This is a genomic window from Mucilaginibacter sp. P4_C11, from assembly GCF_056402115.1.
Map to the genome: position 1 here is coordinate 21,605 of NZ_JBFUIA010000033.1, position 24,601 is coordinate 46,205.

General features: G+C 43.0%; 20 protein-coding genes. 7 read left to right on the forward strand and 13 right to left on the reverse strand.

Annotated elements, in window-relative coordinates:
* The first annotated feature begins 402 nt into the window (after nt 1-402).
* The 3 genes from AC1DU2_RS24650 to AC1DU2_RS24660 all read left to right on the forward strand — a co-directional run bounded on the left by AC1DU2_RS24650 (nt 403) and on the right by AC1DU2_RS24660 (nt 10,835).
* Nucleotides 403-3,825 (forward strand): T9SS type A sorting domain-containing protein, encoded by a 3,423-nt coding sequence (locus AC1DU2_RS24650; protein WP_477387651.1) that lies wholly within the window; start codon nt 403-405, stop codon nt 3,823-3,825.
* Between the two features lie 726 nt (nt 3,826-4,551).
* The gene (locus AC1DU2_RS24655) at nt 4,552-10,599 is read left to right on the forward strand and encodes a LamG-like jellyroll fold domain-containing protein (RefSeq protein ID WP_477387653.1); all 6,048 of its coding nucleotides are present in this window, start codon (nt 4,552-4,554) and stop codon (nt 10,597-10,599) included.
* 14 nt (nt 10,600-10,613) lie between these two features.
* On the forward strand, nt 10,614-10,835 hold the full coding sequence (locus AC1DU2_RS24660) for a hypothetical protein (protein WP_477387655.1): 222 nt from the start codon (nt 10,614-10,616) through the stop codon (nt 10,833-10,835).
* Between the two features lie 51 nt (nt 10,836-10,886).
* Here AC1DU2_RS24660 and AC1DU2_RS24665 read toward each other — a convergent pair whose 3' ends face one another.
* The 6 genes from AC1DU2_RS24665 to AC1DU2_RS24690 form a co-directional block, all read right to left on the reverse strand.
* Entirely contained in the window at nt 10,887-11,546 is a 660-nt protein-coding gene (locus AC1DU2_RS24665; protein ID WP_477387657.1) for a DUF4136 domain-containing protein, read from the reverse strand.
* A gap of 62 nt (nt 11,547-11,608) precedes the next feature.
* Nucleotides 11,609-12,178, reverse strand: a complete 570-nt coding sequence (locus AC1DU2_RS24670; RefSeq protein ID WP_477387659.1) for a Maf family protein — start codon at nt 12,176-12,178, stop codon at nt 11,609-11,611.
* A 98-nt stretch (nt 12,179-12,276) separates the two neighbouring features.
* Nucleotides 12,277-12,798: a KdsC family phosphatase gene (locus AC1DU2_RS24675; protein WP_147052511.1), complete on the reverse strand. Its 522-nt coding sequence runs from the start codon at nt 12,796-12,798 to the stop codon at nt 12,277-12,279.
* A gap of 99 nt (nt 12,799-12,897) precedes the next feature.
* Nucleotides 12,898-13,140, reverse strand: coding sequence for a Fe-S cluster assembly protein IscX (gene iscX / locus AC1DU2_RS24680; RefSeq protein ID WP_477357041.1), 243 nt, complete (start codon nt 13,138-13,140; stop codon nt 12,898-12,900).
* A 125-nt stretch (nt 13,141-13,265) separates the two neighbouring features.
* Entirely contained in the window at nt 13,266-13,598 is a 333-nt protein-coding gene (locus AC1DU2_RS24685; RefSeq protein ID WP_090648362.1) for a 2Fe-2S iron-sulfur cluster-binding protein, read from the reverse strand.
* Nucleotides 13,599-13,617: 19 nt separating this feature from the next.
* Complete coding sequence (locus AC1DU2_RS24690; protein WP_477387661.1) at nt 13,618-14,400, reverse strand: Rossmann-like and DUF2520 domain-containing protein; 783 nt, start codon at nt 14,398-14,400, stop codon at nt 13,618-13,620.
* Between the two features lie 82 nt (nt 14,401-14,482).
* Between AC1DU2_RS24690 and AC1DU2_RS24695 the strand changes: the two genes are divergently transcribed.
* On the forward strand, nt 14,483-15,409 hold the full coding sequence (locus AC1DU2_RS24695; protein ID WP_477387663.1) for an alpha/beta fold hydrolase: 927 nt from the start codon (nt 14,483-14,485) through the stop codon (nt 15,407-15,409).
* 137 nt (nt 15,410-15,546) lie between these two features.
* Here AC1DU2_RS24695 and AC1DU2_RS24700 read toward each other — a convergent pair whose 3' ends face one another.
* A complete protein-coding gene (locus tag AC1DU2_RS24700; RefSeq protein WP_477387665.1) occupies nt 15,547-17,073 on the reverse strand; it encodes a family 43 glycosylhydrolase in 1,527 nt (508 codons plus the stop codon).
* Nucleotides 17,074-17,671: 598 nt separating this feature from the next.
* On the opposite strand from AC1DU2_RS24700, the gene AC1DU2_RS24705 reads away from it, so the two are divergent.
* A complete protein-coding gene (locus AC1DU2_RS24705) occupies nt 17,672-18,142 on the forward strand; it encodes a hypothetical protein (RefSeq protein WP_477387667.1) in 471 nt (156 codons plus the stop codon).
* 38 nt (nt 18,143-18,180) lie between these two features.
* Here AC1DU2_RS24705 and AC1DU2_RS24710 read toward each other — a convergent pair whose 3' ends face one another.
* The 3 genes from AC1DU2_RS24710 to AC1DU2_RS24720 are packed head-to-tail and all read right to left on the reverse strand — an operon-like array spanning nt 18,181 to nt 21,791.
* Entirely contained in the window at nt 18,181-18,894 is a 714-nt protein-coding gene (locus AC1DU2_RS24710) for a phytanoyl-CoA dioxygenase family protein (RefSeq protein WP_477387669.1), read from the reverse strand.
* A gap of 13 nt (nt 18,895-18,907) precedes the next feature.
* Nucleotides 18,908-21,370, reverse strand: coding sequence for a cytochrome c biogenesis protein CcsA (gene ccsA / locus AC1DU2_RS24715; protein WP_477387671.1), 2,463 nt, complete (start codon nt 21,368-21,370; stop codon nt 18,908-18,910).
* A 10-nt stretch (nt 21,371-21,380) separates the two neighbouring features.
* Nucleotides 21,381-21,791, reverse strand: coding sequence for a cytochrome c maturation protein CcmE domain-containing protein (locus AC1DU2_RS24720; RefSeq protein WP_477357056.1), 411 nt, complete (start codon nt 21,789-21,791; stop codon nt 21,381-21,383).
* A gap of 217 nt (nt 21,792-22,008) precedes the next feature.
* On the opposite strand from AC1DU2_RS24720, the gene AC1DU2_RS24725 reads away from it, so the two are divergent.
* Both AC1DU2_RS24725 and AC1DU2_RS24730 read left to right on the forward strand, forming a co-directional pair.
* Complete coding sequence (locus AC1DU2_RS24725; RefSeq protein ID WP_477357058.1) at nt 22,009-22,212, forward strand: DUF2683 family protein; 204 nt, start codon at nt 22,009-22,011, stop codon at nt 22,210-22,212.
* Complete coding sequence (locus AC1DU2_RS24730; RefSeq protein WP_477357060.1) at nt 22,188-22,367, forward strand: type II toxin-antitoxin system YoeB family toxin; 180 nt, start codon at nt 22,188-22,190, stop codon at nt 22,365-22,367. Before AC1DU2_RS24725 ends, AC1DU2_RS24730 begins: the two co-directional genes overlap by 25 nt.
* 223 nt (nt 22,368-22,590) lie before the next feature.
* Here the strand turns inward: AC1DU2_RS24730 and AC1DU2_RS24735 are convergent, their stop codons facing one another.
* The 3 genes from AC1DU2_RS24735 to AC1DU2_RS24745 all read right to left on the reverse strand — a co-directional run bounded on the left by AC1DU2_RS24735 (nt 22,591) and on the right by AC1DU2_RS24745 (nt 24,433).
* Nucleotides 22,591-23,103: a hypothetical protein gene (locus tag AC1DU2_RS24735; protein WP_477387673.1), complete on the reverse strand. Its 513-nt coding sequence runs from the start codon at nt 23,101-23,103 to the stop codon at nt 22,591-22,593.
* 6 nt (nt 23,104-23,109) lie between these two features.
* Nucleotides 23,110-23,646, reverse strand: coding sequence for a hypothetical protein (locus AC1DU2_RS24740; protein WP_477387675.1), 537 nt, complete (start codon nt 23,644-23,646; stop codon nt 23,110-23,112).
* A gap of 277 nt (nt 23,647-23,923) precedes the next feature.
* Nucleotides 23,924-24,433 carry a hypothetical protein gene (locus tag AC1DU2_RS24745; protein ID WP_477387677.1) on the reverse strand — a complete coding sequence of 170 codons (510 nt, stop codon included), beginning with the start codon at nt 24,431-24,433 and terminating at the stop codon, nt 23,924-23,926.
* Between the last annotated feature and the right edge of the window lie 168 nt (nt 24,434-24,601).

The following is a 24,601-nucleotide window of genomic DNA, read 5'->3' on the forward strand; positions in this document are numbered from 1 at the left end:
TCGCACCGCATACTCATTTCTCTTTGGGTTATCGTAGGAATGATTGTAGCTGCCTTATTTACCGAGATTGACTTAAACGAAGAAGATTATTGCTTGTTTAAGTCGGCTACATTGGTTACAACAAGAAACATTTTCACCGCATATTTTCGTATACTGCAAAACCGCTTAAAATAAATCCCCACAGGCAGTAACCTCTGTTTATTTTTTTTCTTTTCAGATAAACAAAGCTGAGAAAAAAAACTATAAGGAAACTTTATTTTTTTTATTTCCGTAAACGTTTTGATTACAATAAGTTTAGGTATTTTTATCATGATAAAACCTACCAATGTAACTATTGTAAACCTTATTTAATTAAATAGCCAGTTGAAAACGAGATTCCTTTTTTGTCTTCTGCTTTTCGTAATGACATTAAATATTACGGATGTAGCTGCAACGACTTATACATGGGTTGGCGGACTCTCGGGCAGCTGGACTCAAAACTCAAACTGGTCTCCAAGTACCGGGTATCCGGGAAGCAGCGGAACAACAGATGTGGCGCAAATCCAATTGTCGCTGGCAAATATTACGCTTTCAAGCAGTATTACAATTTCCTCGCTTCAAACACAAAATTATGGCACATACGGGGTAACAATTACAATGTCAGGGTCGCCTACGGTAAATATTAGTAGCCTAACGGTCGCTCAGCCAGTTGCTTCGTTAATCGGGATTACATTTACCGGCCCTGGTACGGTTAACATAGCTACCTCACCTTCCTTTGGTTATGCAGCAGGTTTTGGTGTTGGTGTTAACGCTACGGTAAATTTTGCTTCAGGGGCGGYGGTATCCTTCAACAATCCCCCCTCATTTGTTTGTGATGGCACGCTTAATTTAAATAATGCAACATTTACAACAACAACCTCTTCAACCATAAGCTCAACAGGTACGCTTAATATCAGTGGGGCGAGCGCCTCTTTTTCAACAAGCGCCGCTACCACAAATAATGGAACTATCAATTGCACAAGCGGCACGTTTTATACCACAAGCGACTTAACTAATAATAATAAAATAGCCTTAACAAGCAATGCCTTATTTGACTTTCCCGGAACACCGTCTATTTTTACAAATACAAATACCTTAACGTTAAACTCATCAACTATAAGGTTAAACAATACTAACTGCCGCTTAATAAACTCTGGCTCGGCAACCGTCACTGGGGTTAGTAGTACGTTTAATATGGCAGGTGCGGGTACTTATATTACTAACTCGGCAACGTTTAAAGCTACCGCTTGCAGCTTCCCGTTTGGCAATGGCAACAATATTCAAAATTCCGGCACATTTACAACACAGTCTGCATGTACATTTGGCTTAACAACAAGCAGTTCATATTTTAGCAACACAGGCACATTCAGAGACCATGGCTCTACGTTCACCCTGAGCGGGCAAAGCTGTAACATTCAAAATACCGGTTCAGGAAATTTTTATGGCAGCGGCACCACCATAACTTTTGGCCCAACCAATAACAACCACGTTATCAATAATACGAATATATTTAAAGTAGATTCGGCATCTGTTATCACAATAGGCACTTTTACCAGTGCTATAACCAATTCAGGTACATTTTATTGCGGAACATCAAATTCGGCGTGTAATATAACTTTAACCGGACAATCTGCCAATATTGCAAATACCAATATTTTTTATGTTGGTTCAACTTCTGTTATAACCATGAGTGGAGTTACCGAAAATGTAACCAATACAAACCCAGGCATTTTTACATTACAATCAGACCAATACGGATCGGCAGCTTTTGGTGCTATCAATTCTGGTTGCACTGCTGTAGGATTATTTAATGTGGAACGTTTTTTAACTGGCGGCGGGTTATCATCCAATCGCGGGTATCGTTTGCTATCCTCTCCGGTTAACCAAACCAGCGCACCCTCAAGTACATCAAATACAGTGGGGCTAAATTATCTGAATAGTCACGTGTATCGTAATGCTACCTACGCAGGTGCTTTTACCGCCGGGCCCGGCGGCACCTCAAGCGGGTTTAGTTACGCCAATACCAACCCAACTATTTACGTTTATCGCGAAAACCTGAACAATAATAATTCACTTTTCACATCGGGCAAAAATGTTGCGGTAATAAAAATTACAACAACCAATACTACGAGTGCAACAGGCACAACCAGCACTATCGATCTTACCAATACACAGACAGGTTCTTCGCTCGGGCAATCGCTACCGGTAGCCAACGGGTTCCTGATGTATTTTGTTGGGCCAAGCAGCCGTACCGACGGATCAACGTCAACCGCGCCTGCCAATACTACATTAACAGCAGGGGGGTACATTAACCAGGGGGATGTTACCGTCAATTTATGGTACAGCCCTAACGGCGGAGTAGGGAAGCTTGGTAATACGGCATCATTATCCCCGGGCTATAACATGGTTGGTAACCCCTATCCCTGTACCATAAACCTGGCAACAGTTTTATCCGACAATAACAGCAGCACCGGAATTGATAACATTTACCTGTTATCGGCAAAAAATAGCCCAAACCAGGTTTACACCGCCTACACCCCCTCGGGTACCTCGGCGCCGCTGGGCACCGGCGGCCGCGGTTATGCTGCAAGCGGCGAAGGGTTTATGGTACATGCAAAATCATCTGCGGGCATTTCAGGCGCGCTTACATTTAAAGAAAGTGAAAAAGCGCCCCTTATTCAGCTCACAGGAAGTTCGTCGATTTTATCGGCACCCGAACGGCCAATACTTACCACAAGTAATATTAATACCGGAAGAAGTTTCAATCAACTAATTCCGGTCGGTGGCAACACAACTATTCAATCTATACAGGATGGGTTAACCGGTCTTTTCATGAAAATGGAAAAAGACAGTACAACTTATGATTATTGTGGTATCTATTTCAACGATCAATGGGATGCCAAATTCCATGATGGTGATGCCCTTGATCTTGACGGTGCCGGCCCGAGAGTTTATATGTCGAGCTATTCGTCAGATGGCATACGCTCGGCAGTTAAACACTTTCCCGATTATAAAAAAGGAGCGCTTATCAGGCTATATGCCGACAGTAAAACGGATGGTTTATATAAATTAAAAATAGAAGGCATCCAAAACATTGATACCCTTAATTACAAAATAACCTTACTGGACCATTTCAAGAATGATTCATTAGATATTGGACGCTATAAATCTTATGCTTTCAACATCTTAAAAAGCGATACCAACACTTTTGGCGCAAACCGGTTTAAGTTATCTATTAGGCAATTGCCGACATCTGCCTATCAATTGGCAAGTTTTAATGCCCAAAAGGCTACAGACGGTGTTTTACTTACCTGGCGTGCTTACAATGAAGGCAATAATTACTCCTTCAGTCTTGAAAAACAGCAGGCAAACGGGATCAACTATTCGCCAATTTATCAGTTGCAGAGCAATGGCGGCACAATTTATAAGTACACTGATAAAACACCAAACGCGGGCAATAACATTTACCGCTTAAAACAGGTCGACTTATTTGGAAACATCACCTACTCGGCCCTGGTTAATATTTACTATGATAAAAGTGGCAATGTTAATATGTTTACCCTTTACCCCAACCCCACCGCCGAAACGATCAATGTAAATGTAACATACGGCAAAACATCATCGGCGACAACCGGAAGCTATAAATTAAACATTTATGATGCCGCAGGAACATTGGTGACTCAAAGAACATCGGCTAACAGTAGCTGGTCTGAAAACGTTTCGCAGTTTAAACCAGGTGTTTATATTGTTGAATTAACAGAAAATGGCGGAAATTCGTTGGGAAAAGCTAAATTTGTAAAAAAATAAGTAATAGATATATTGATGAAGATTTGCAAGACTGGGTTGAAGTGCGTTTATAGTGTATTAGTTACGTTTCTTTTAATAACGGCGCCCGTAATAGGCCATGCGCAGGGTGAGTTGCCTTGTAATGATGCCGATCCTTTTAATTCAGCATGCCCGCTTGATACCTGGGTAGTGGCACTTGTAATTGCGGCTGGTTTATCGGCTGCAGTATATTTGCATCGCAAACAAAAAGCATTTCAATCCTAAAGTTTTTTCGTCAAACCTCGGTTTTATTATCTGAAGTTTGATATCATATTTCCGGTTCCCTATTGCCCCAAAACGCAGTACCAGTGCGTTAACACCTTCATATTCACCTGCCGGCCAAAAAAAAATACACCAACTTCGATGCCGATCCTTGCGCTGACGGTTTTCCTTCGGGGTGGCAAGCAATCAATATTCCTGTTGTAGTTAAAAAGAAAGTTAAATTTCTTTTTAACTACAGGCAGGTAGAATTATGTTTCACACCCGTCTTAAACAGCTTACTATCCAAAAAAGGTCCTCAAGTACACAAAATACAATCGGGGCAAACATTATTCTACTTTCCCGATATTTTTTTAAGAAAACACAAAACAATAACGCCTTCATTATCGTAAAAAAACACAGGTTTCTTTAAAGGAAAACCACCAGGTGTTCTAAGTCTATTTTATACCCGATAAGTTGAAACGTTTATACATTCTTTTAATAATCCTGATGTTTGTACCAGCAATACAGCTCCTGGCCCAAACTGCGCCCGGTATCACTTATTCACCTTCAACAAATATTTATTCAGTAGGTACTCCTATTACAACTCTTTCCCCCACAACTTCGGGCGGAGCGGTATCCCCGGCTAATTACGGTGCTGTTTCAACATTCGTAAGTTTAAATAGTGCTTACAGCATCTTCATTGATGGTTCAAACAATGTTTTTGCTACAGATTACAATAATGGTTATGTATATAAATATAACTCCGCCGGTACAAATACACTTTTTATTAATACGCCTTACTTTCAAACTTCAGAGGTAGCGGTAGATGGGTCGGGAAATATATACGTTTCTTGCTACACAAACAATGTTGTTTTAAAATATAGTTCAAGCGGAACACTATTGAATACAATAACTGGCTTTAGTAATCCTTTAGGAATTGCATTTGATGCATCAAACAATGCATACGTGGCTAACAGCGGGGCAGGTAACATTATTAAAATAGCGGCAGGTACAGCTGCAACAAGTACTTTTTTAACTGGCTTCTCATCAATATATGGAATAATTATCGACGCATCCGGCAACACATACGTTTCGCAACTCACTCAAAACAATATAATTAAAATTGCCAACGGATCAACCACTAAAACCACATTTGCAACCGGCTTTAACCTTCCACGACATTTAAGTGAAGATGCCTATGGCAATATTTACGTAGCCGATTACGGCAACAATGCTATCAAACGCATTAGCAGCACAGGTACTGTTACCACCATACTATCAACTGGCTTAAACAGTCCCCGACAAGCTGCATTCGATTCCAATGGTAATCTCTTTGAAGCCGACTATGGTACCAATACGATAAAAGAATCTTTGGCTACCACCTATTCTATCAGCGCCACATTGCCGGCAGGTTTAAGTTTCAGTACAACAACAGGCCAAATTACCGGCACCCCTACTGCTACATCAGCTTCAACCAACTATACTATTACTGCCTACAATACAGGTGGCAGCGGCAGTACCGTGGTAAATATAACCGTAAACTCAGGAGCGCCCTCTGTTACCAATGGTTCGGCTTGTGGTGCAGGTACGGTCACTTTAACTGCATCCGGCGGTTTTCCATCAGGCGGAACTTATAACTGGTATACCACTTCATCTGGCGGCGCAGCTTTACAGAGCACCACATCTGCCACCTACACTCCTACTATTGCAGCTACAAGAACATTTTATGTTTCATATACTTCCGGCGGTATCGAGACCTCCCGCACAGCAGTCACAGCAACTATTTATCCGGAAGTTTCTTCACCCATCGCCAACTCCACAATTTCTTATTCGTTTTCAGGAAACACAAAAGATGTTTCAGGTAATCAAAATGATGGCATATTAATAAGCGCTCCCACCCTTACCACAGACAGATATGGAGCGGCAAACAGTGCTTACAGCTTTAACGGCACCAACCAATTTATCGAAACTACAACCCCGGCAGGTAACCCTCAAACCTTCTCGATAAGTGTTTGGTTTAATACCTTAACCACGTCCGGTGGCCGGTTGGTTGGTATTTCGCAAAACCAGGCAGGCACAGGAAGCTTCGACAGGCATATTTACATGAATAACGCCGGTCAGATTTATTTTGGTGTTTATTTTGGCGCAACCAACACCGTTAATACCACATCGGCGTATAATGATGGTTACTGGCACCATGTTGTTGCCACATTATCAGCAACATCGGGCATGAAACTGTATGTTGATAACATACTTCAGGCATCAAATGCGGCTTATACATCGGCCGAACCGCAAACAAACGCCTACTGGGAAATAGGCGGCAATAATCTTGGTGGCTGGCCATCGTCGCCAACAAGCGCATATTTTAGTGGTAAAATTGATGATGTTTCCATTTACAGCACCGAACTATCTGCAGCCACGGTAGCTGCATCAAACGATGTATTACAAATTGGCACCTACGCCCCAGTATGCACCGGCAATCCGCTAACTATTTATGCGCCAACTATCACCGGTGCCACCTATACATGGACAGATCCTTCAGGCGCTACCACTACCGGGCAAAACCCAACATTTAGCAGTGCCATAGCTGGTACCTACTCGGTTACTGTAACCGGCGGGCCGGGGGGCTGTAGTTCGACAGCCACATTTACACCAACCCTCCTTACGGGGGCATCGTCGGCATTCACGGCCACTTCGCCGGTTTATGGATCAGGTACATCTACCGTTACCTATACTGGTACCGATCCGGCAACATCAACCTTTACCTGGGATTTTGGCGGCGGCACACCTGCAACAGGAACAGGAAAAGGGCCGTTTTCGGTTACCTGGAGTACTACCGGTACCAAAACTATTACCTTAACGGTTACCAATGCCGCCAGCTGCAGCTCAACATCAACTCAAACGGTTGTTTATAGTGGCGCCCTGGCAGGCTACGGTTTCAGCAAGCCAATTGTGTTAAACACATCATCAATAACCGGGGGCATATCATCAACCCTTACAAACTTTCCGGCGCTGGTTTATATACAGGACGACGCGCTTAAAACAGGTAATGCCTGCGGCGATAAGGTGCAATACCCAACAGGAAACGGTGGCGGTCTTGCGGCAGGTACAAACTACGATTTTGCTTTTACCCTTGCAGGCAGCACCACCGAATTGAATTATCAGATTGATACCTATGATCAGGTTAACGGCATTTTACTGGCCTGGGTACAGATAAGTTCATTAACGTCAACAAATACCAGTCTTACTTTTTATTTCGGATCGGCAACCCCTACGCATACTGCGGCGTTTGCCACATCCACATGGTCAAGCGATTATCTTGCCGTTTACCATTTTAGCGAAGGATCTGCCACGGCTACCGTTTTGGATGCAACCAGCAACGGCCGAAAGCTTACCCAATCAAATACAACCGTAAGCAACGATGAGATCCATGTAGCAGCTGGCATGCCGGTTGTTGGTGGTGGTTATAGTTTCAATGGTACAAGCAGTAAAATTATTCAAACCTCCGGCACAAATCCAGATATCACAGGCAAATTCACATTGTCGGCATGGGTATATTATAACGGCTCATCATCAAGTGATAATAAGATCATATCTGACGAACTGAATTATGGGCATGGCTACAAAATGAGCGTTAAATCGGGCAAAATCGAAACCGAAACACGAACAACAGCAAACCCGGTGCCAGGCAACCTCTTGCAAACAGGTACGGTATCGTCGGCAACGTGGACGTATATACAAGGTGAATTTGATGGTACCAAATTTATAAATTTTGTAAACGGAACGGCTTCGGCTACCACAGCAACCGGATACGCCCCTGAAGCCGGTAACGTAATTTCTTTGGGCGTTGACTATTTACTTCCAACCGGGACAACAAATTTTTATAACGGCTATATGGATGAAGTGCGCATCTCAAACGTTGCAAAATCGGCGGATTGGATAAAAGCAGAATATTACAATCAATCAAATCCTACAACTTTTACAAATTACAGTGGTTCTGTTTCTACTTATCCAACCAATGCCTCGGCGCTAACTGGCGCCCTTGTATACACATGGACAGGCACCACCAGTACCGACCCCACCGTTGCGGGCAATTGGGACATAGGCCAGGCACCAGTATTTAACAGCAAAACATCTTTTGTTGTTCCGGTTGTTGGCACCGGCAATTACCCGGCTTTAACTTCCGATGTCGGTATTTACGGCCTTACTATTGCCAATGGTGCATCACTTAATTTAAATGGTCATATTTTAAGTGTGGGATGCAATATTTACAATAATACAACCACCGGCGGCACAGGCATACTTAACGCAAGCAACATGGCATCGGCCATTAACTGGAACGGCTCACTGGCGGCACAATCCTACACCGGCACCAATAATACCAACACCGCTATACTGGGCAATATGACGGTAAATAACACAGCATCCGGCACAGTTACAATAAAAAGTGGGCCTGTAGATGTATACAATTTGCTAACAATGACACAGGGTAACCTGGCTATTGATAATGCCAGCAACGGGTTATTGACATTGAAAAGCTCAGCCTCGCAATCGGCAGCAGTCGCTGTGCTTCCGGTAGCCTGTAAAATCACCGGCCAGGTTGCGGTAGAACGTTTTTTAACCGGGGGTAATTCCTTATCGAACAGAGGATACCGCGTACTATCGTCACCTGTTAACCAAACAAGCGCCACCATAGCATCAACCAATACCTTTGCTATGAATTATATGGGCAGCCATACTTACAATAGTATTACCTATGCAGGCGCCATGACTGCCGGATTAAATGGTACTACCAATGGCTTTACCATTTCAAACGCCAACCCAACCATCTATTTGTACAAAGAGCCTCTTAAAATTGATAATAAAACCTTTACATCGGGTAAGCATGTTGGCGTTAGTAATATTTACACCTCCGGAGGTAACAGTGTGATTGACCTTACCGACGGTACAACTACAAAAGCGGTTCCTATAGGCAATGGCTTTATCATGTACTTTGTAGGCCCAAGCAGCCGTACAAGCGGTACCACTTCCATAACACCGGCAGATGCAACCATGAGCGCTACAGGCTATCTGAACCAGCAGGGTTTTACTGTAAATTTATGGTATACCCCTGCCGGCGGCGCAAACAAATTGTCAAATTCAGCAGTGGCGTTGCCGGGTTATAATCTGGTGGGTAACCCTTACGCATCAACAATTGATTTAAGTAAAGTATTGGCCGACAACGCCTCAGCAGCTACCGGGATAGACAATATCTATATCCTATCGGCCAAAAATAGTCCTAATCAAACCTATACTGTGTACACGGCTGCAGGTACCTCGGCACCTACCGGGACCAGCGGCCAGGGTTACGCATTAAGTGGCGAAGGTTTTATGGTGCATGTTAAAAGTTCGGCCGGCAACAACGGCGTACTAACCTTTAGCGAATCGGAAAAAGCGCCTACCGTTCAGCTTACAGGCACCTCCCTTATTATGGCCGAGCCGCAGAAACCTATTTTAGCAAACAATGGCAGCGTAAATACTGGCCTAAGCTTTAATGCCCTTACCCCCGCCGGCATGCAGCGAGACAGCCTTACCGGCTTGTACATGAAAATGGAAAAGGACAGCCTTACCTATGATTATTGCGGCATTTATTTTGGCCAAAACTGGGGTGCAAACTTCCAGGATGGCGATGCAMGGGATCTTGACGGGGCCGGGCCACAGGTGTACATGTCCAGTTTATCTGCAGATGGGATCCGCTCGGCAGTGAAGCACTTCCCCGACTACAGGAAAGGCCTAAAAATTAAGTTGTATGCAGATGGAAAAGCCAATGGCATGTATACTTTAAGAATGGAAGGCATCCGCAATATCGATACCAATAACTATAAAATAACGTTGCTTGATCACTTTAAAAAGGACTCTACGGATATTGGCCGCTACAAATCATACGCTTTTAATGTGTTAAAAAGCGATACCAATACTTTTGGCGCCAACCGCTTCGAGCTTTCCATTCAGCAACTGCCGGGTGCCAGGTACCAATTAGCAACATTTACTGCTCAAAAAGCTACAGATGGCGTACTGGTAACCTGGAGAACATACAATGAAGGCTCAAACTACTCCTTCACGCTGGAAAAACAACAAAGCAACGGAACCGACTTTTCGCCGGTTTATCAAATCCAAAGTGATGGCGGCACCATTTATAAGTACACCGATAAAACACCAAACACCGGTAATAATGTATATCGTTTAAAACAGGTAGACCTGTTTGGCAATATCACCTACTCGGCACCGGTTAACGTTTATTACGACAATAGCGGTAATGCAAGCCTGTTTAGTTTGTACCCCAACCCTACTGTAGAAAAGATTAATGTTAACGTTACCTACGGAAAAACAAACACAACGGCATCAACGTATAAGTTAACCATATATGATGTTACAGGTATGATGGTATTGCAAAAAACGACCGATAGCAGCACTTTTAGCGAAAATGTTTCGCAATTTAAACCTGGCGTTTACGTAGTTGAACTCAAAGATAAAAGTGGCAGCTCATTAGGAAAAGCCAAGTTCATGAAAAAATGATATAATTAAAACAGATGAAGATTGGTGCCTACAGGCTGAATACCAAAACGGTAACTACCCTACTTTTATTAACAATACCCCTTATTAGCAATGCCCAGGGCGAATTGCCATGTAATGATGCCGACCCATTTAACTCAGCCTGCCCGTTGGATAGCTGGGTAGTTGCTTTGGTTATTGCAACCGGGCTGTTTACTGTTATGTATTTACGTCGTAAACAAAAATCCCTCCGGGCTTAAGGCCCAAAGGGATTTTTAAATTTATTGCTTGCAGGTGAAATAAATTTTGGATTAAGCTTTTTTAGTGTCTAAAACAACCGGTGCATGGCCGGTATAATTAAGGTTAAGTTGCTCTAAAATACCGCTAACCACCTTTGGTAATTCTTTTAAAGTAGTTTTGGGATTGTGTAATTCGCCAACGCCAAAGCCACGCCACACCAGTTGCCTGGTATTGCGGTCGATGATATCGATGATTAAAGTACCCTCTTTGTACGGCACGCGGGCTACAACACCGCCGCCACCGTAATAAGGATATCCCCAGCCGTAGCCAAAGCCGCCGTATCCGTAAAACGGACGGTATCCCCAGCCAAAACCACCCCAGCCCCAGCCAGAGTAAAGCGTACCATAATAAGCAGGGTAAAATTCATTTTTTACGCCCCTACCTGTTACGGTTGAATAGCTTACCAGCAAATCCGGATCGGTCTCCTGTAGTTTTAGCCCTTTGGCTGTTAATGCCTCGATGGTAGTTTCTTTAACCTTCTCGTCGGCAATTTCCTTTTTTACAATGCCACCTGCCTTATTTGGCTGCGCATCGGGGGGCAACCAGGCAAAAGTACGGTAGGCAGTAAGATTGGTTTTGTTTTTTGCTGCGGTGTAATAGTTGTAACTGCTGCAAGCAGACAGGGCAGATACCAGCAACAGTACCAGTCCTGTGTTAATAATTGTTTTCATGACAAAATGCTCCCTTATATTTATTGTTAGACAATGCAGAAACGAAAGGTTTAATTTAAATATTATTTATTTAAATTAATTAGCTGGGCGTACAATTTCTCGGTAGGTAAACCAACCACATTGGTGTAAGAGCCACTTATCTTTTCGATACCGATAAGCCCAATCCGTTCCTGTATGCCGTACGAGCCGGCTTTATCAAGCGGGTTATATTGGGCAACATAACTGCTTATTTCGTCCAAAGTAAGCTTCCGGAAAAACACTTCAGATACGTCAAAAAATACATTGTATTGGTGCTTATACAACAGGCAAACCCCTGTAACCACCTGGTGAACTTTGCCCGACAGCATTTGCAGCATCTCCACAGCATGTGCCGGAGTTTCGGGCTTACCTAATATTAATCCGTCAACACAAACAATGGTATCAGCGGTCAGTACCACCTCGTCACCCACCGTTTCGTCAAAGGCTTCGGCTTTTTTACGGGCTATGTAAACAGCAACCTCCTGTGGCGTTAAGCCCTCGGGGTAACTTTCATCCACATCCTTCAGCACCACCTCAAATTCCATATCCATCAAACGCAAAAGCTCCTGCCTGCGCGGCGATTTTGATGCAAGAATAATTTTTGGAATATTCATTTTGGATGATAGATTTACAGATGATAAGCTTGTTTATCAAAGGCTTGTAGACAAAGGATAGAGTTTTTTGACTTTTTAATTTTGACTTTTGACATAACTTACCAGCTATACGCCTCTTCGCTCATCCACCTGTCCTGAACTTTAAGTACTTTTTCAATAATATCGCGGGCACAGCCTTTACCGCCGCCATAAGGCGAAACGTATGCGCTTACAGCTTTTATTTCTTCAACCGCATCGGCCGGGCAAACGGGCAGGCCGGCAAGTTTCATTACTTCCAAATCTGGGATATCGTCGCCCATGTATAATACGTTGGTAGCTATAATGGCTTTCTCCTCCAGGTAAATTTTAAAACGTTGAGATTTGGTATGCGTACCCATATAAACATCATTGATGCCCAGGCTGTTTAAACGATAAATAGCGCTTTTTGAACGGCTACCCGATATGGCACAAACATTATACCCGCATTTTACAGCAAGCTGTAAAGCATACCCATCCTTAATATTAAAGGCACGGCTTTGCTCGCCACTGTCCGTCACAAAAACAGAGCCATCGGTAAGCACACCATCCACATCAAAAATAAACGTGGTTATATCTTTTAATTTATTCAGGAACGACTCCATATTGTTTTATGATTTCACCGATTATTAGGGTGATTACACCGATTTAGGGTTGATTGCACTGCCAAAAATGAAAACTGCCAACCGTTAACTGCAAACCAACTATTGGTTATCCCGCCATTCGTATACCCAGGCTGATTGAATTTGCTCCAGGTGGCCTTCATTTGATTCTTCCCGTTTACCGGCAAAATTAGGTAGGCTTAATACCCACTCCAGCAACTCGGTAAAGCGGATACGGTATATTTTCGATTCGCCAAAATCATCGCCAAATTTTTCGTAAAGCTCCATGGCAATATCTTCGTAATCGTTCCAGTTAATGGGTAAGGCAAATTTATTATCGCTCATTTTTTATATGTTGTACGTTTTACGTGGTACGTTATACGTTTTTTAATCTCGTGTTAATTATCAGTGTGCGCAATTCACGTAAAACGTAAAACGTGATACGTAAAACCTCACCAACCTGCATGGCCTTAGTGCCCCATAAATGCCGACTGATCAGGAATGGTAACTTCTATATCGCCATCGATGATTACACACTGGCAGCCCAGGCGCGATGTTATACGCGGGTTTACAGCCCTGTCAATAAAATCCTCTTCCTTGTCAGATATTTCCTGGATGTTATCCATCCCTTTGTTTACGTAAACATGGCAGGTGCTGCATCCGCAAACGCCGCCGCAATTGTGCTGTAATTCAATGCCGTTCTCCAGGCATACGTCCAAAACAGATTCTCCCTCGGCTATTGGCAGCTCAACGGTGTCGTGCCCCTTCTCCTCGAAGTTTATCTTTACTTTAAAAATATTCATTTAGGCAAAAGTAACAAAATTACTTATCCTCATGCCCACCATTGTTGTTTTTGATAATACCCTGACTTAATAACGTGTACATTGCCTGCAAATGCGGTTGCCCTTCAAGCATTTGCAGGTGCGCGGCCATAGTAGTTTGGTCGTTACGTACCGCGGGCCCGGTTTGTACATTAGCCGGCAGTTGCTGTTGTACCTTTTGGGCCGTCTCTAAAATCAAGGGTCTCAGCAAATTAAAGTCAATTTCATGACCGGCAAGCAGTTGCTGGGCTACACCGTACAGATAATTGGGGAAATTACAGGCAAATACCGCTGCCAGGTGCAATATTTTACGCCCGGCCGAGTTAATGCTATAAATGCTGTTGCTAACAGTGGCCGCAAGTTGCTTAATATCAGTACATATACTATCATTTGCGGCTTCAATACACAAGGGGACAGTTAAAAAATCAACTTCGCGCGTTTTGCTAAATGTTTGCAGGGGATAAAGCACACCTGCATTGTTAGTATAGTCCAATAAAACATCGAGGCTGGTTGAGCCTGATGTATGTACTATTAATTTTTGATGTACGGCCAATGCTTCAGCAATTTGGGCAATAGCGTCATCCTTTACCGAAATAATAAAAATATCGGTTTCGGAACTGATTTCCGTAAGCAGGTTTGTGGCGGCAGCGCCAACATGGTAAGCCAACAAGGCCGCGTTGTGCATATTAGGGCTGTAAACCTGCACAATGCGGTGCCCCGCATTTTTAAATGCCGCTGCCATGTGGGTTGCAACGTTGCCCGATCCGATAAATGTTAAGCGCATATAAATTTTACATTTAATGTAAAAATAGATTAACTACCGATTAAATATTTGTGTATTTTAGTAATCATCATCCTAATACCTCATGAAAATACTCAAAGCGAGCATAATAATTATAATATTCCTGGTCGGCGCGGCTACTTTAATACTATTTGGTTTTTATAAATATAATAATAAAGAGAAAAAAATACTTACCAATACCGACCGTAAAAATATTGCCGGCAGCTTTATCAAATTAAGCCAGGGCGTTACTCATTACGAACTAAAAGGCCCCGAAAATGGCGAAGTCATTGTGCTTGTCCACGGCTTCAGCGTACCATATTATATATGGGATGGCACTTATGAATATCTTATTAGCAAAGGCTATAAAGTATTACGATATGACACCTACGGCAGGGGCTATTCTGACAGGCCCGAGGTTACTTATAATAAAGAACTTTACACCAATCAACTGCTGGAACTGATAAGTCAGCTAAAGTTACAGGCCGGCAAAGTAAACCTTGCAGGTGTATCATTCGGCGGTAAAATTGTAACCGACTTTACCTGCCAGCATCCTGATATAGTGAACAAAGTTATACTTATTGACCCGGTATACGAACAACAGAGGCCAAAAGCGCCTAAATATTTGGCCATGTATAACGAAGCCGTAAACTCCGACGAGCGGGCCGCGGGGCAGGTTACCGATTTTAAGTATCCTAAACAGCATCCCGGATGGAAAAACCTGTATCTGCCACAAATGCAATACAAGGGTTTCAGGAATGCCCTGGTTTCAACTCTCTACGATTATGAAAAACAAGGCCGTCAAAGCTACGTTTGCCTTAACGGAGCCAATAAACCGGTATTGCTCATATGGGGCAAAGATGATAAAACCGTACCATTCGTTTACAGCGATACCATACGCAGCATTTTGAAAGTGAACTTTTTCCCGGTAACCGATGCGGCGCATTTGCCTTTTTTAGAAAAACCCGATTTGGTAAACCCAAAAATTGTCTCGTTTTTAAAACAGGGGTAGGGATTATTGATTGTTGAGCGCGCGTGCAATAGGTTTGGCGTCGCAAAGCCCGTGATAGCAGTGAAGTTTTAACTTAAAAAGACCGGCTTCAATATCGAAAACCGGTCTTTTAATTTTATATAATTGAACTATAATCGCTACGGTACTATGCTCCATAACTCGGCATCGTACTGGTTTTCGTACCATTGCTCCAGCTTGGTACCGGGGGTGGTATTGCTGTTGGGTACATTTAGCGCCAGTAAACTGCGGCGGCAGATGATCTTGAAATAGCCGCTGCCCATATCCTGAACCCGCCACTCCTGTGCATTGCCGCCTACATCGTTCCATTCTATCAAAATATTACCAGCGTTTAAGGAGTTACCGGCATCATCCAAACACAAATTACTTGCTGCCGATTTTATTTTATAATATCCATTACCTAAACTGGTAAATACCCATTTTTGCGCTATGTTACCGTTATCTGTCCACTCCTGTAACTGTGTGCCGGGCGTAGTCGAGCCGCTCGGCACGTCCAGGCATTGCCCGGTAACTTTTGATTTAATGCGATAGGTACCATTGGCTATAGGTATGCTATAGCTTGTACCAATAGCGGGCGCAGGGATTGGAATACCTTTTTCAATCGGATAACCCAAAAAGGGCACATCGCCATCCCAGGCAAATTGCTGGGTCATGATCCTCCTGTCCCAGCCCGAGCCATCGGCATTGGCGGCATGGTATACTATCCACCACTGGATATTATCGGGCGATTTAACAAACGACGCATGCCCAGGGCCAAATACGTTGCCAAATTTTGCAAATGCCGGGGTTGATTGCTTTGTCCACGATGCTTTTGACATTAAGTTGCCGTTGGTGCAGGTAAGGCGGCCAAGGCAATAATCATTAGTCCAGCTGCCACTTGCCGAATAGATAACGCTAACCGTTGTGCCGCTTACCAGTGTTTCGGGGCCTTCGTTCACGGTTGGCGTGCCCACTTTTTCCCAGGCATAATCGGGCCGCGAGATCTCCACCCTTTGGCTGTTGATGGTATAAGGATTACTCATGGTAGCTATATACAGGTACTGTGATACATTGGTAGTACCCTCCCAGCCCGACCATACAAAATAAGTTACCCCGTTATACACAAACGGAGAGCCGTCAATTGCCCAATTATCGGTAGTGGCCGCCAGTTTGGCTTTGTAGTTGTACCCGCCGTTTAACGGGTCGTTGGCATCAATACCGCCCTCCAGCACATGCATGCGGTGGTTGCTATTATTACCATCATCGGCGGCAAAGTATACATACCAACGCCCGCCCAGGAAATGCAGCTCGGGCGCCCACAAATCGCTTGAATAGCTGGTGCCCGCCGGTGGTGTAAAAATATAGGTTTTGGCCTGCTGCAGGATGCTTTGCGGTGCAGATGATTTGGCTATCCAAAGCCGGCCACCGTCCGATCCGCAGTAATAATAATAGCTGCCAACGCGTATCACCCATGGATCATAATAGCTGCCGTTATCAATGGAGGGTAGCGCATTGGTAAAAATGGCCGACAGACTGTTGGTTTTGGATTTCGACAATTGGCTTGAATCGGCAGCAGCGCCAGTTTTTAATGTGGCTTTCGTTTTTTGACAACTGTTAAATAGTAACATCGACGCGATGGCCGATAGGATCAGAAACTTGTTTTTCATATTATAGGTTATTGGTTAGCATTCATGAACCTCCGCTTTGCATCATAGCATGGCGTACCCAAACCATCGTTTTACATGCACCCCAAACCATCCCACCCTCATTTTATAAAGCAGCGAAAATGGCAGGCACCCGCTTTGTAAAACAAATTCGGATTTAAATCAGTAAGATGTTAAGCAATAGTTATTGTTTATAAATTGGTGCTTATAAGCGCACTTGACAGTTTGCTTAATAAGCAAGCAAATAACTTTATTTATAGGGAAACAATTGAGTATCAACGTATCAATAGTTAGTTAAATCGTATCATTTTTACCGATTCTAAAAGTTCTCGCTTTTTGCTAACTTGAGTTAATGAAACCTGAATTACTACTGTGCCTTTTTGCATTGCTGAGCTTTAGTTATTATGCAAACACTGCTCCTTTAAAAAAAGATACCAGCTATACTATTGCGCAGGCAAGAAGGATGGCTAAAAAACACATAGGAGTAACCAGGGAAGCGATAAAAGGCTATAAGCCGGGCTTTGATAATTGCTTATTTACCAACAAGTATACTGTAGCTAACAGGCTAAAGAAATACCCTTATTCCGTGGCGATTAAAATAATGTTGGTATCATATTACGGTGGCGGGCAACCAAATCAGGATATTAAAATTGACTCGCCTTTCAATGCTCCCATCCCATCAACTCACAAGCAGGGCAAGCATTACATGGGCTTAGTTATAAAGAATAAAAAATTGGACTATTCTACGCTGATAGAAACAAAAGTTTTAAACCAGCAACAAGTTGCAGACCTAACCAACATTATTTTCAATTATGAATATGCCGGTATGAAAAACTACACAGTTACAGGTTTTGCAGCGTGTTTTGAGCCAAGAAATTCCATTTTGTTTTTTGATGAAAACGGGGAAATATTTGACCATCTCGACATTTGTTTCCACTGTAATAATTATGAATCGGCTTCAAAAAAGTTAAGTATAGGAACTGCGTGTGCTCAAAAATTCGGCATGCTTGCCCGTTTTTTTATAAAAGCAGGAATTAGATATGGGGCGGATAACAAAGTACCGTTAGATTAATTGCAAAAGCGTAGCAATCCGGCAGGGCAAACGTCGATTTAAACTGGAAGCCTCTCAGCCCAGTTCAATCCACCATCCAATTCTTCTCTGCTAAATTCGATATGTACCACCCTCCTTTTTTTATTATTGGTAGTACGGTTTGATGCATGGAGCAGCAGGGGGCGCATAATCATTAAGCCGCCTGCGTTTACATTGCAGGTGGTTTCAGTTTCCAGGTCCCATTTAATGGTTTCTAGGCGATACACGCCCTTTTTGTGCGATCCGGCTACAACCTTCAGCGCACCGTTGTCGCCGTTGGTATCGTCGAGATGAATGCGGATGGTGAAGTTATTTTGCAGGATGTTTAAAGGCGGCTGTACGCCAAACTGGTTTTGTTTTACCGTCCAGGGGCCATAACCGGGAGCATCGGTCCTCTTATCAACCACAATGGTTAAATCCTGGTGCCAGGCTACAAACCAGTTGCTTAGTTCGGGCTTATCAAAGTAAATGGATTTGGTAACAAAGTATCCTTCGCCAAATAACGCCAGGATGAGTTCCTTTACCTTTGGGTTAAAAATTAAAGGAATTACCTGCGGCAGTTCCTTTAAAAATTGCCTGATGGCAAACAGATCGTCGGTTTTACGGAAGGCGGGGTTCGACTGATCGGCCGCTTCAATCGCAGCGATAATACTGTTAACCTCCGCCTGGGTGTAAATATCATTTACAATGGCAAAACCATCGTTTAAAATATTATCCTGTTGTGTTGTTACCACAGCCGGGCCTGGTTTAAACCGTTTTTAATTCGCTTTTACGGCGCAGTATCGACATAAAGAAACCAATCACCATAATGATAGTGCCCGCCCAAAAGAAATTGATAAAAGGAAACTGAATAGCCTTCATCACCACGAATTTCTTTTTGCTTTCGGGCTGCTGGTAAACCACAATCTCTACCGTTTTATGCTCAGGTATTACCTTGCTGAAACGCAGTTTTAAACCGGCATCATCAACCTTGCGGGCAAAATCAAACACGTTGCCGTTTTTGATCATGTAAACCGGGGTAGCGCTGTATTTATTACCGTTAGATACAATTTCCAAGTGCGCGCCAATGGCCACATCACTATCGCTAAGGGGAATGTTTTGAACTTTAGCCTCCTTGTTTAAACCTGTTAATACAATATATCCATCGCGGTACCTAATAGTGTCGCCGGTTTTTACTTCGTGGCTCACCGGTGCATCGTAATTCTTATCATCGTTATCAGCATCGTGAGCAGCTTCGGCGCTTTCGGTACCTGCTTCGGTAGGCGTAATAGCGTTGGTTAGGGTAATGTGTGTGTAGATATCGCTAAACAGGTAATGGCGTGTATCCGGCGAAGCCGACATGGTGCCTTTGCTTACCTGTACTTTAGGTTTCAATGTAAACTCCTCGGTAACCTTGCCGCTTGCATCTATCTTTTTGTAGTTGATTTTAAACCAGTGATTTGGGGATGATATCGAATCGCCTATATAAGTAACGGTATAATCGCCCAGTTTTGTTGGCTGGTTGCGGTAAACTGTTACGTTTTCGCGCGGGTTTTCCTCTTTGGCAAATTCGGCGTTATATGCTTCGCCGGTGTTGTTTATAGATATTACCTTACTGGTACCTGCCGAAATAAGCGCGCCTATCATCAGCAAACCAAAACCAATATGCGCCACTGCCGAGCCGGCCAGTTTAAACTTGCCTTTGAAAGCATCGGCCAAAACTTTGCCGTTAACCAGTACCGAATAAACCGAACCCCACATGGCCAGCACAAACACAAAGTTGAGTTTGTACACCCCGGTTGTATAAGCGATAAGGGCTGTTAACGCAGCGGCAATTAGCAGGTATGAACCTGTTATTACAAAGAATTTAGTAACATCTGTTTTTTTGTACTTCAAAAACTGGCTGAAACCGGTTACTAAAACGATAACAAACACAAACGACGACTGGATAACGTTGTAATGCTTAATAATATCAGATGGCGGCGCCATTTTGGTATGGAAAATGGCATTCCAAACCGGCACCGAAGTAACCACCAGCAAATGGAAGCAAGACAGGCCCATGAATACGGCGCCTACAAACATCCAAAATTCGCGGCTGTAAGTATCTTCATCTTTTTTGGTGATAGGCAATTCTTTCCAGCGGGATACCAATAACCATACAGATATAGCCAGGAATATAAAAATACTGATCACCAACTGCCAAAACATGCCCAAGTCGGTAAAGGAGTGTACCGATGTATCGCCCAGGATACCGCTCCTGTTCAGGAACGATGAATACCATACTAAAACGTTGCTTAGCAGTACTAAAAAGGTAGCTGTAAAATAGGAATGGCCGGTGTTTTTGAATACGATTAATACGTGCAGCCCCGCTACAAGTACAATCCAGGGAAAGATAGAGGCATTCTCTACCGGGTCCCAGGCCCAAAAGCCGCCAAAGTTAAGCGACTCATATGCCCAAAACGATCCCATCACCACACCAGTACCCAATATCATACAGGCAAACAGGGCGTAAGGGATTGCGGGGGCTACCCACTCTTTATATTTTTTTTGCCAAAGCCCCGCTACGGCGTAAGCAAATGGCACTACCATGGATGCAAAACCCAGGAACAAGGTTGGCGGGTGAATTATCATCCAGTAATTTTGCAGTGATGGCACCATGCCCTGCCCGTCTTTAATAAACTCCAGGTAATTGGGGTTTGAGAAGATGGGCGCTTCCATTGATTGCCTTAACAGCAAGAACGGCGAGCTGCCTATCCGCTGACCAAAAACTTCGACACCTAAAACCATAGCTGCCAATACCACCTGCGACATAGCCACAACCGTCATCACCGGGCRCTCCCATGATTTGGAGCGGAAGATAAGTAAGGTACCTAAAACTGCCTGCCAGAATAGCCAAAGCAAAAAGCCGCCTTCTTGTCCGTTCCAAAAGGCCGAAAGGATATAGTAAATAGGCAATGAGCGCGAGGTATAAGCCCAGGCGTAATGATATTCGAAATAATGCTTATAGATAAGTGTAAACAGGCATACACCTATCCCTATAATAGAAGCTAAATTTACCAGGAAGCCCGCGCGGCCCAATTTTTGCCAAAGGCTGTTTTGCTTGCCGGCATCGTCGGTAGTGGCAAAATAATAACTGATAAATGATAAAAGCGCGGCACCGAACGAAAGGACGATAAAGAACTGGCCTATCTGGCCCGGTAAAAGGTGTTCACCTTTAAATTGAATATCCATTAAAACGGGTTTATATGCTGGCCGACGCGGCCTTAACTTCTTTGGTTTCTAACTTATCCTGCGTGTATTTGGATGGGCATTTCATCAGGATACTTGATGCGTGGAACTCGCTGCCAACCATTTTACCGGTGAGCACCAATTGCTCGCTGCGCTCAAAATCTTCAGGCTTGGGGCCTTTCAATATTACCTTGCACTCCTCGCCGTTATTGTCCTTCGCGTAAAAAGAAAAGTAGTTGGCATCCTTAGTGGCATCAAAATATAACTCTTTTGCTTTATTAAGGTGGCCAACAATATGCAGCTCGCTGCTGGTTTTTTCGGCATCGCCAAAAGAACCATATGTGCTTGTGTTAGCGTATACACTTATGATAACCGCTATAGCTATAGCTATAACAACAAGACCAAAAATTGAACTTTTTTTCATCTGCGGTTTATAAAATAAAAATCGTTTTGCAAAAATACAAAACCTAAAGCTAATAATGTTTATTAAGGGTTGTTTGTGTTATTTAGAATCATTCTTAAGAAAAATCAAGAGTTAAGAATCAAGAGTCGAGACCTGGGAGTGGTTAACACCTTGTAATATATTTTAACGTATTGATTTGTAACTTCTTTATTTCGTGCATAAATTAATAAATTTGTTTATGGAAACGCTAATCATGCACCCGAAGAATAAGGAACAGCTATTGGCTTTAAAAGCTATTGCGAAAGCCTTGAAGATTACTGTTGAAACCCGGAAAAGCCCCTACGACCCTGATTTTGTGGTGATGGTAAAAGACGCTGAAAAACGAGGTAATTATAAAACTATTGATGTGGCTGATATATGGGGCAGTTTAAACTCCAAGTAGAGGAATTAGCCGAAGCGCATATAAGGCGACACTTAAAATCCGGAGACAAAGCGAGTATAAAGAAGATCGAAAAAATACTTGTCGAGCTTACAGAAACACCATATAATGGTATTGGAAACCCAGAGGCTTTAAAATACGAGCTTTCTGGATTTTGATCGAGAAAGATTAACCAAAAAGACCGGTTAATATACAAAGTAGAAGAAGATGTTGTCACCGTCTTTGTGATCTCTGCTATGGGGCATTATAATAGTAAGTAACCCACAAGTTCCCGATAACTGTGTGCTCAGAGGCGTCGTCCCGGTAAGCCATCGGTTTGTCGAATGCGAACGAATTGCGATCTGTGAGGACACAGATCGCGGAGTAGATACACAATAGACCTTACTCTTTCACCAATTTCTTATTTCTTATCACATAATACCCAAACAATCCCTTGTTTACCGTGAGCACTCCGTATGACATGCTATCTACTTCGGCATCGGTTGAGGTTGATATACTGCGCTCAAGGTCGCGAAATTTTATTGTAGCATAGGGACTATTACGCCGGTATTGGTGGTGTTTTTCTATAATTATCTCCTTCAGCATAACATTCTTTTTGTCGGCAAAGAAGCTATTGACAGAGAGCACTATTGTGGTAAAGATGCCCATCAGCGGTATAACCGGGGCCAAGTAATAGCGGTAGTCTTTATTAAAGATAAAGGATACCACCAGGCCAAATATCAGCTCGCCGCCAAGCGGCAGCTGGTATCCAATAAACGTATCGCGATACAGGCTAAAGCTTTTAAAAAAAGCGTAAATTCCAACTCCGTAAAGTAACAGTAACCACCAGCCTTTTATCCGGGCAACACGTTGTTGCTCCTTTCGTTCGGATATCCTTTGTTCTCGTTTATTCACAGTACGTTATTGCTTCATTTCGTTCTGCAGTTGCTTGTACAACGCCTTTAAATCTATTTTGAAATTATTGAGCCTTAAAGTTTTGGCGGCATTTAATAAAAGATCGCTATTGGTTTCCAAGGTTTCGCCCTGGGTAACCGGATTATTTAAGTTCAACACATGAGCAAAGCAAAGGGTGCTTAAGTTTAGCTGTTGTAAAACCGATTTATTGTCGGGAGGCATATTATAGGTCCAAAACAAAAACAGTTTATTATTTATGGTTATCCATTTTTCAGTAACGCCGGAAATTTTCATCTTAACCTCCTTTTTTACATAGTCAAGTTCGTAATCAGCATAGCCAAGCAATTCAGCCTTTTGTCTTGCCAATGTTGTGTCGGTTGTACTTAAAGCGCTGTTGGGTATCAAAATAAACTGTAAGGGTTTATTATCGACATTAATAAGATTAGGATTATCTGTTGGCGCAATCTTTTTTGATACCACATCAAAAGTAATGGAACGCTTGTCGCTGGTATAAACCACTTTGGCGCCTGATTTTGTTTCCATTTAAGCCGGAGTGAATTTTTCGGTGGTTTGTGCAAAAAGTTTACCGCTGCACAACAGGAGCGATAGTATTAAGGTTCGGGTTTGCATTGATGTTGATTTGGGGACAAGATATAAAAATGCGGGAAATGTTTACAAATTATGTGGATGTCAGTTAAGCAAGAGCGAACAGCCCGCATTAGCGAAGTATTGCCGGTACAGGCCCGAGCTAATGCCCGGTGCGCGTATAAGCGCATAGCGCGGGCCGCAGGCAATGCCATGATAAGCTGTATTGTATGTATTACTCTTTGACCAGTTTACTTTGTTGGATAACGTAATAACCCAACAGCCCTTTATTAACCGTTAATAGGAGATAGGATGAGCTGTCGAGTTGAGACTCATCGTAAACAGGTATACTTTTAACCAATCCCTGGTAATTGACAACCACATAAGCATCGGATTTACCTTGCTTGTATTGTTTTTGAATAATGGGTTGTTTTAGTGTTACGAATTTATTACTGGCAAATACGTTGTTTATTATCAACGGGATATTGACCATTAAGGAGCATGCGCCCAATATCATGAAACGATACAGGTGCTGCTTTTTCCTGATAGCCAGCAAAATTAACACACCCGAAACTATGCCTGCTGTTACCAGCCATGTTGGGTTGATAAGTGTGCGTTCAAGGCAGCTAAACATATAGCTAAACGAAATAAGAGCAAGTATAACAAGTAATACACGCGCCGAGGTAAAATACTCGTCGTCATGGATTTCGGTTGTGCCGGGTCTGTTCGATTTAGGCTTTTGCACCTCTTTAAATTTTATCCAATATTAATTAAAAAGAGGCAAATTTTAAATTCCGGCATTTACATTAAAGGGGTAGGTTGTTGAAAATAAAAAGAGGCAAGTTGTCAAACCTGCCCCTTTCTTACTATAACATCGAACCTTCGCAGTTCGCGATTGCTTCGTTCCTCACAA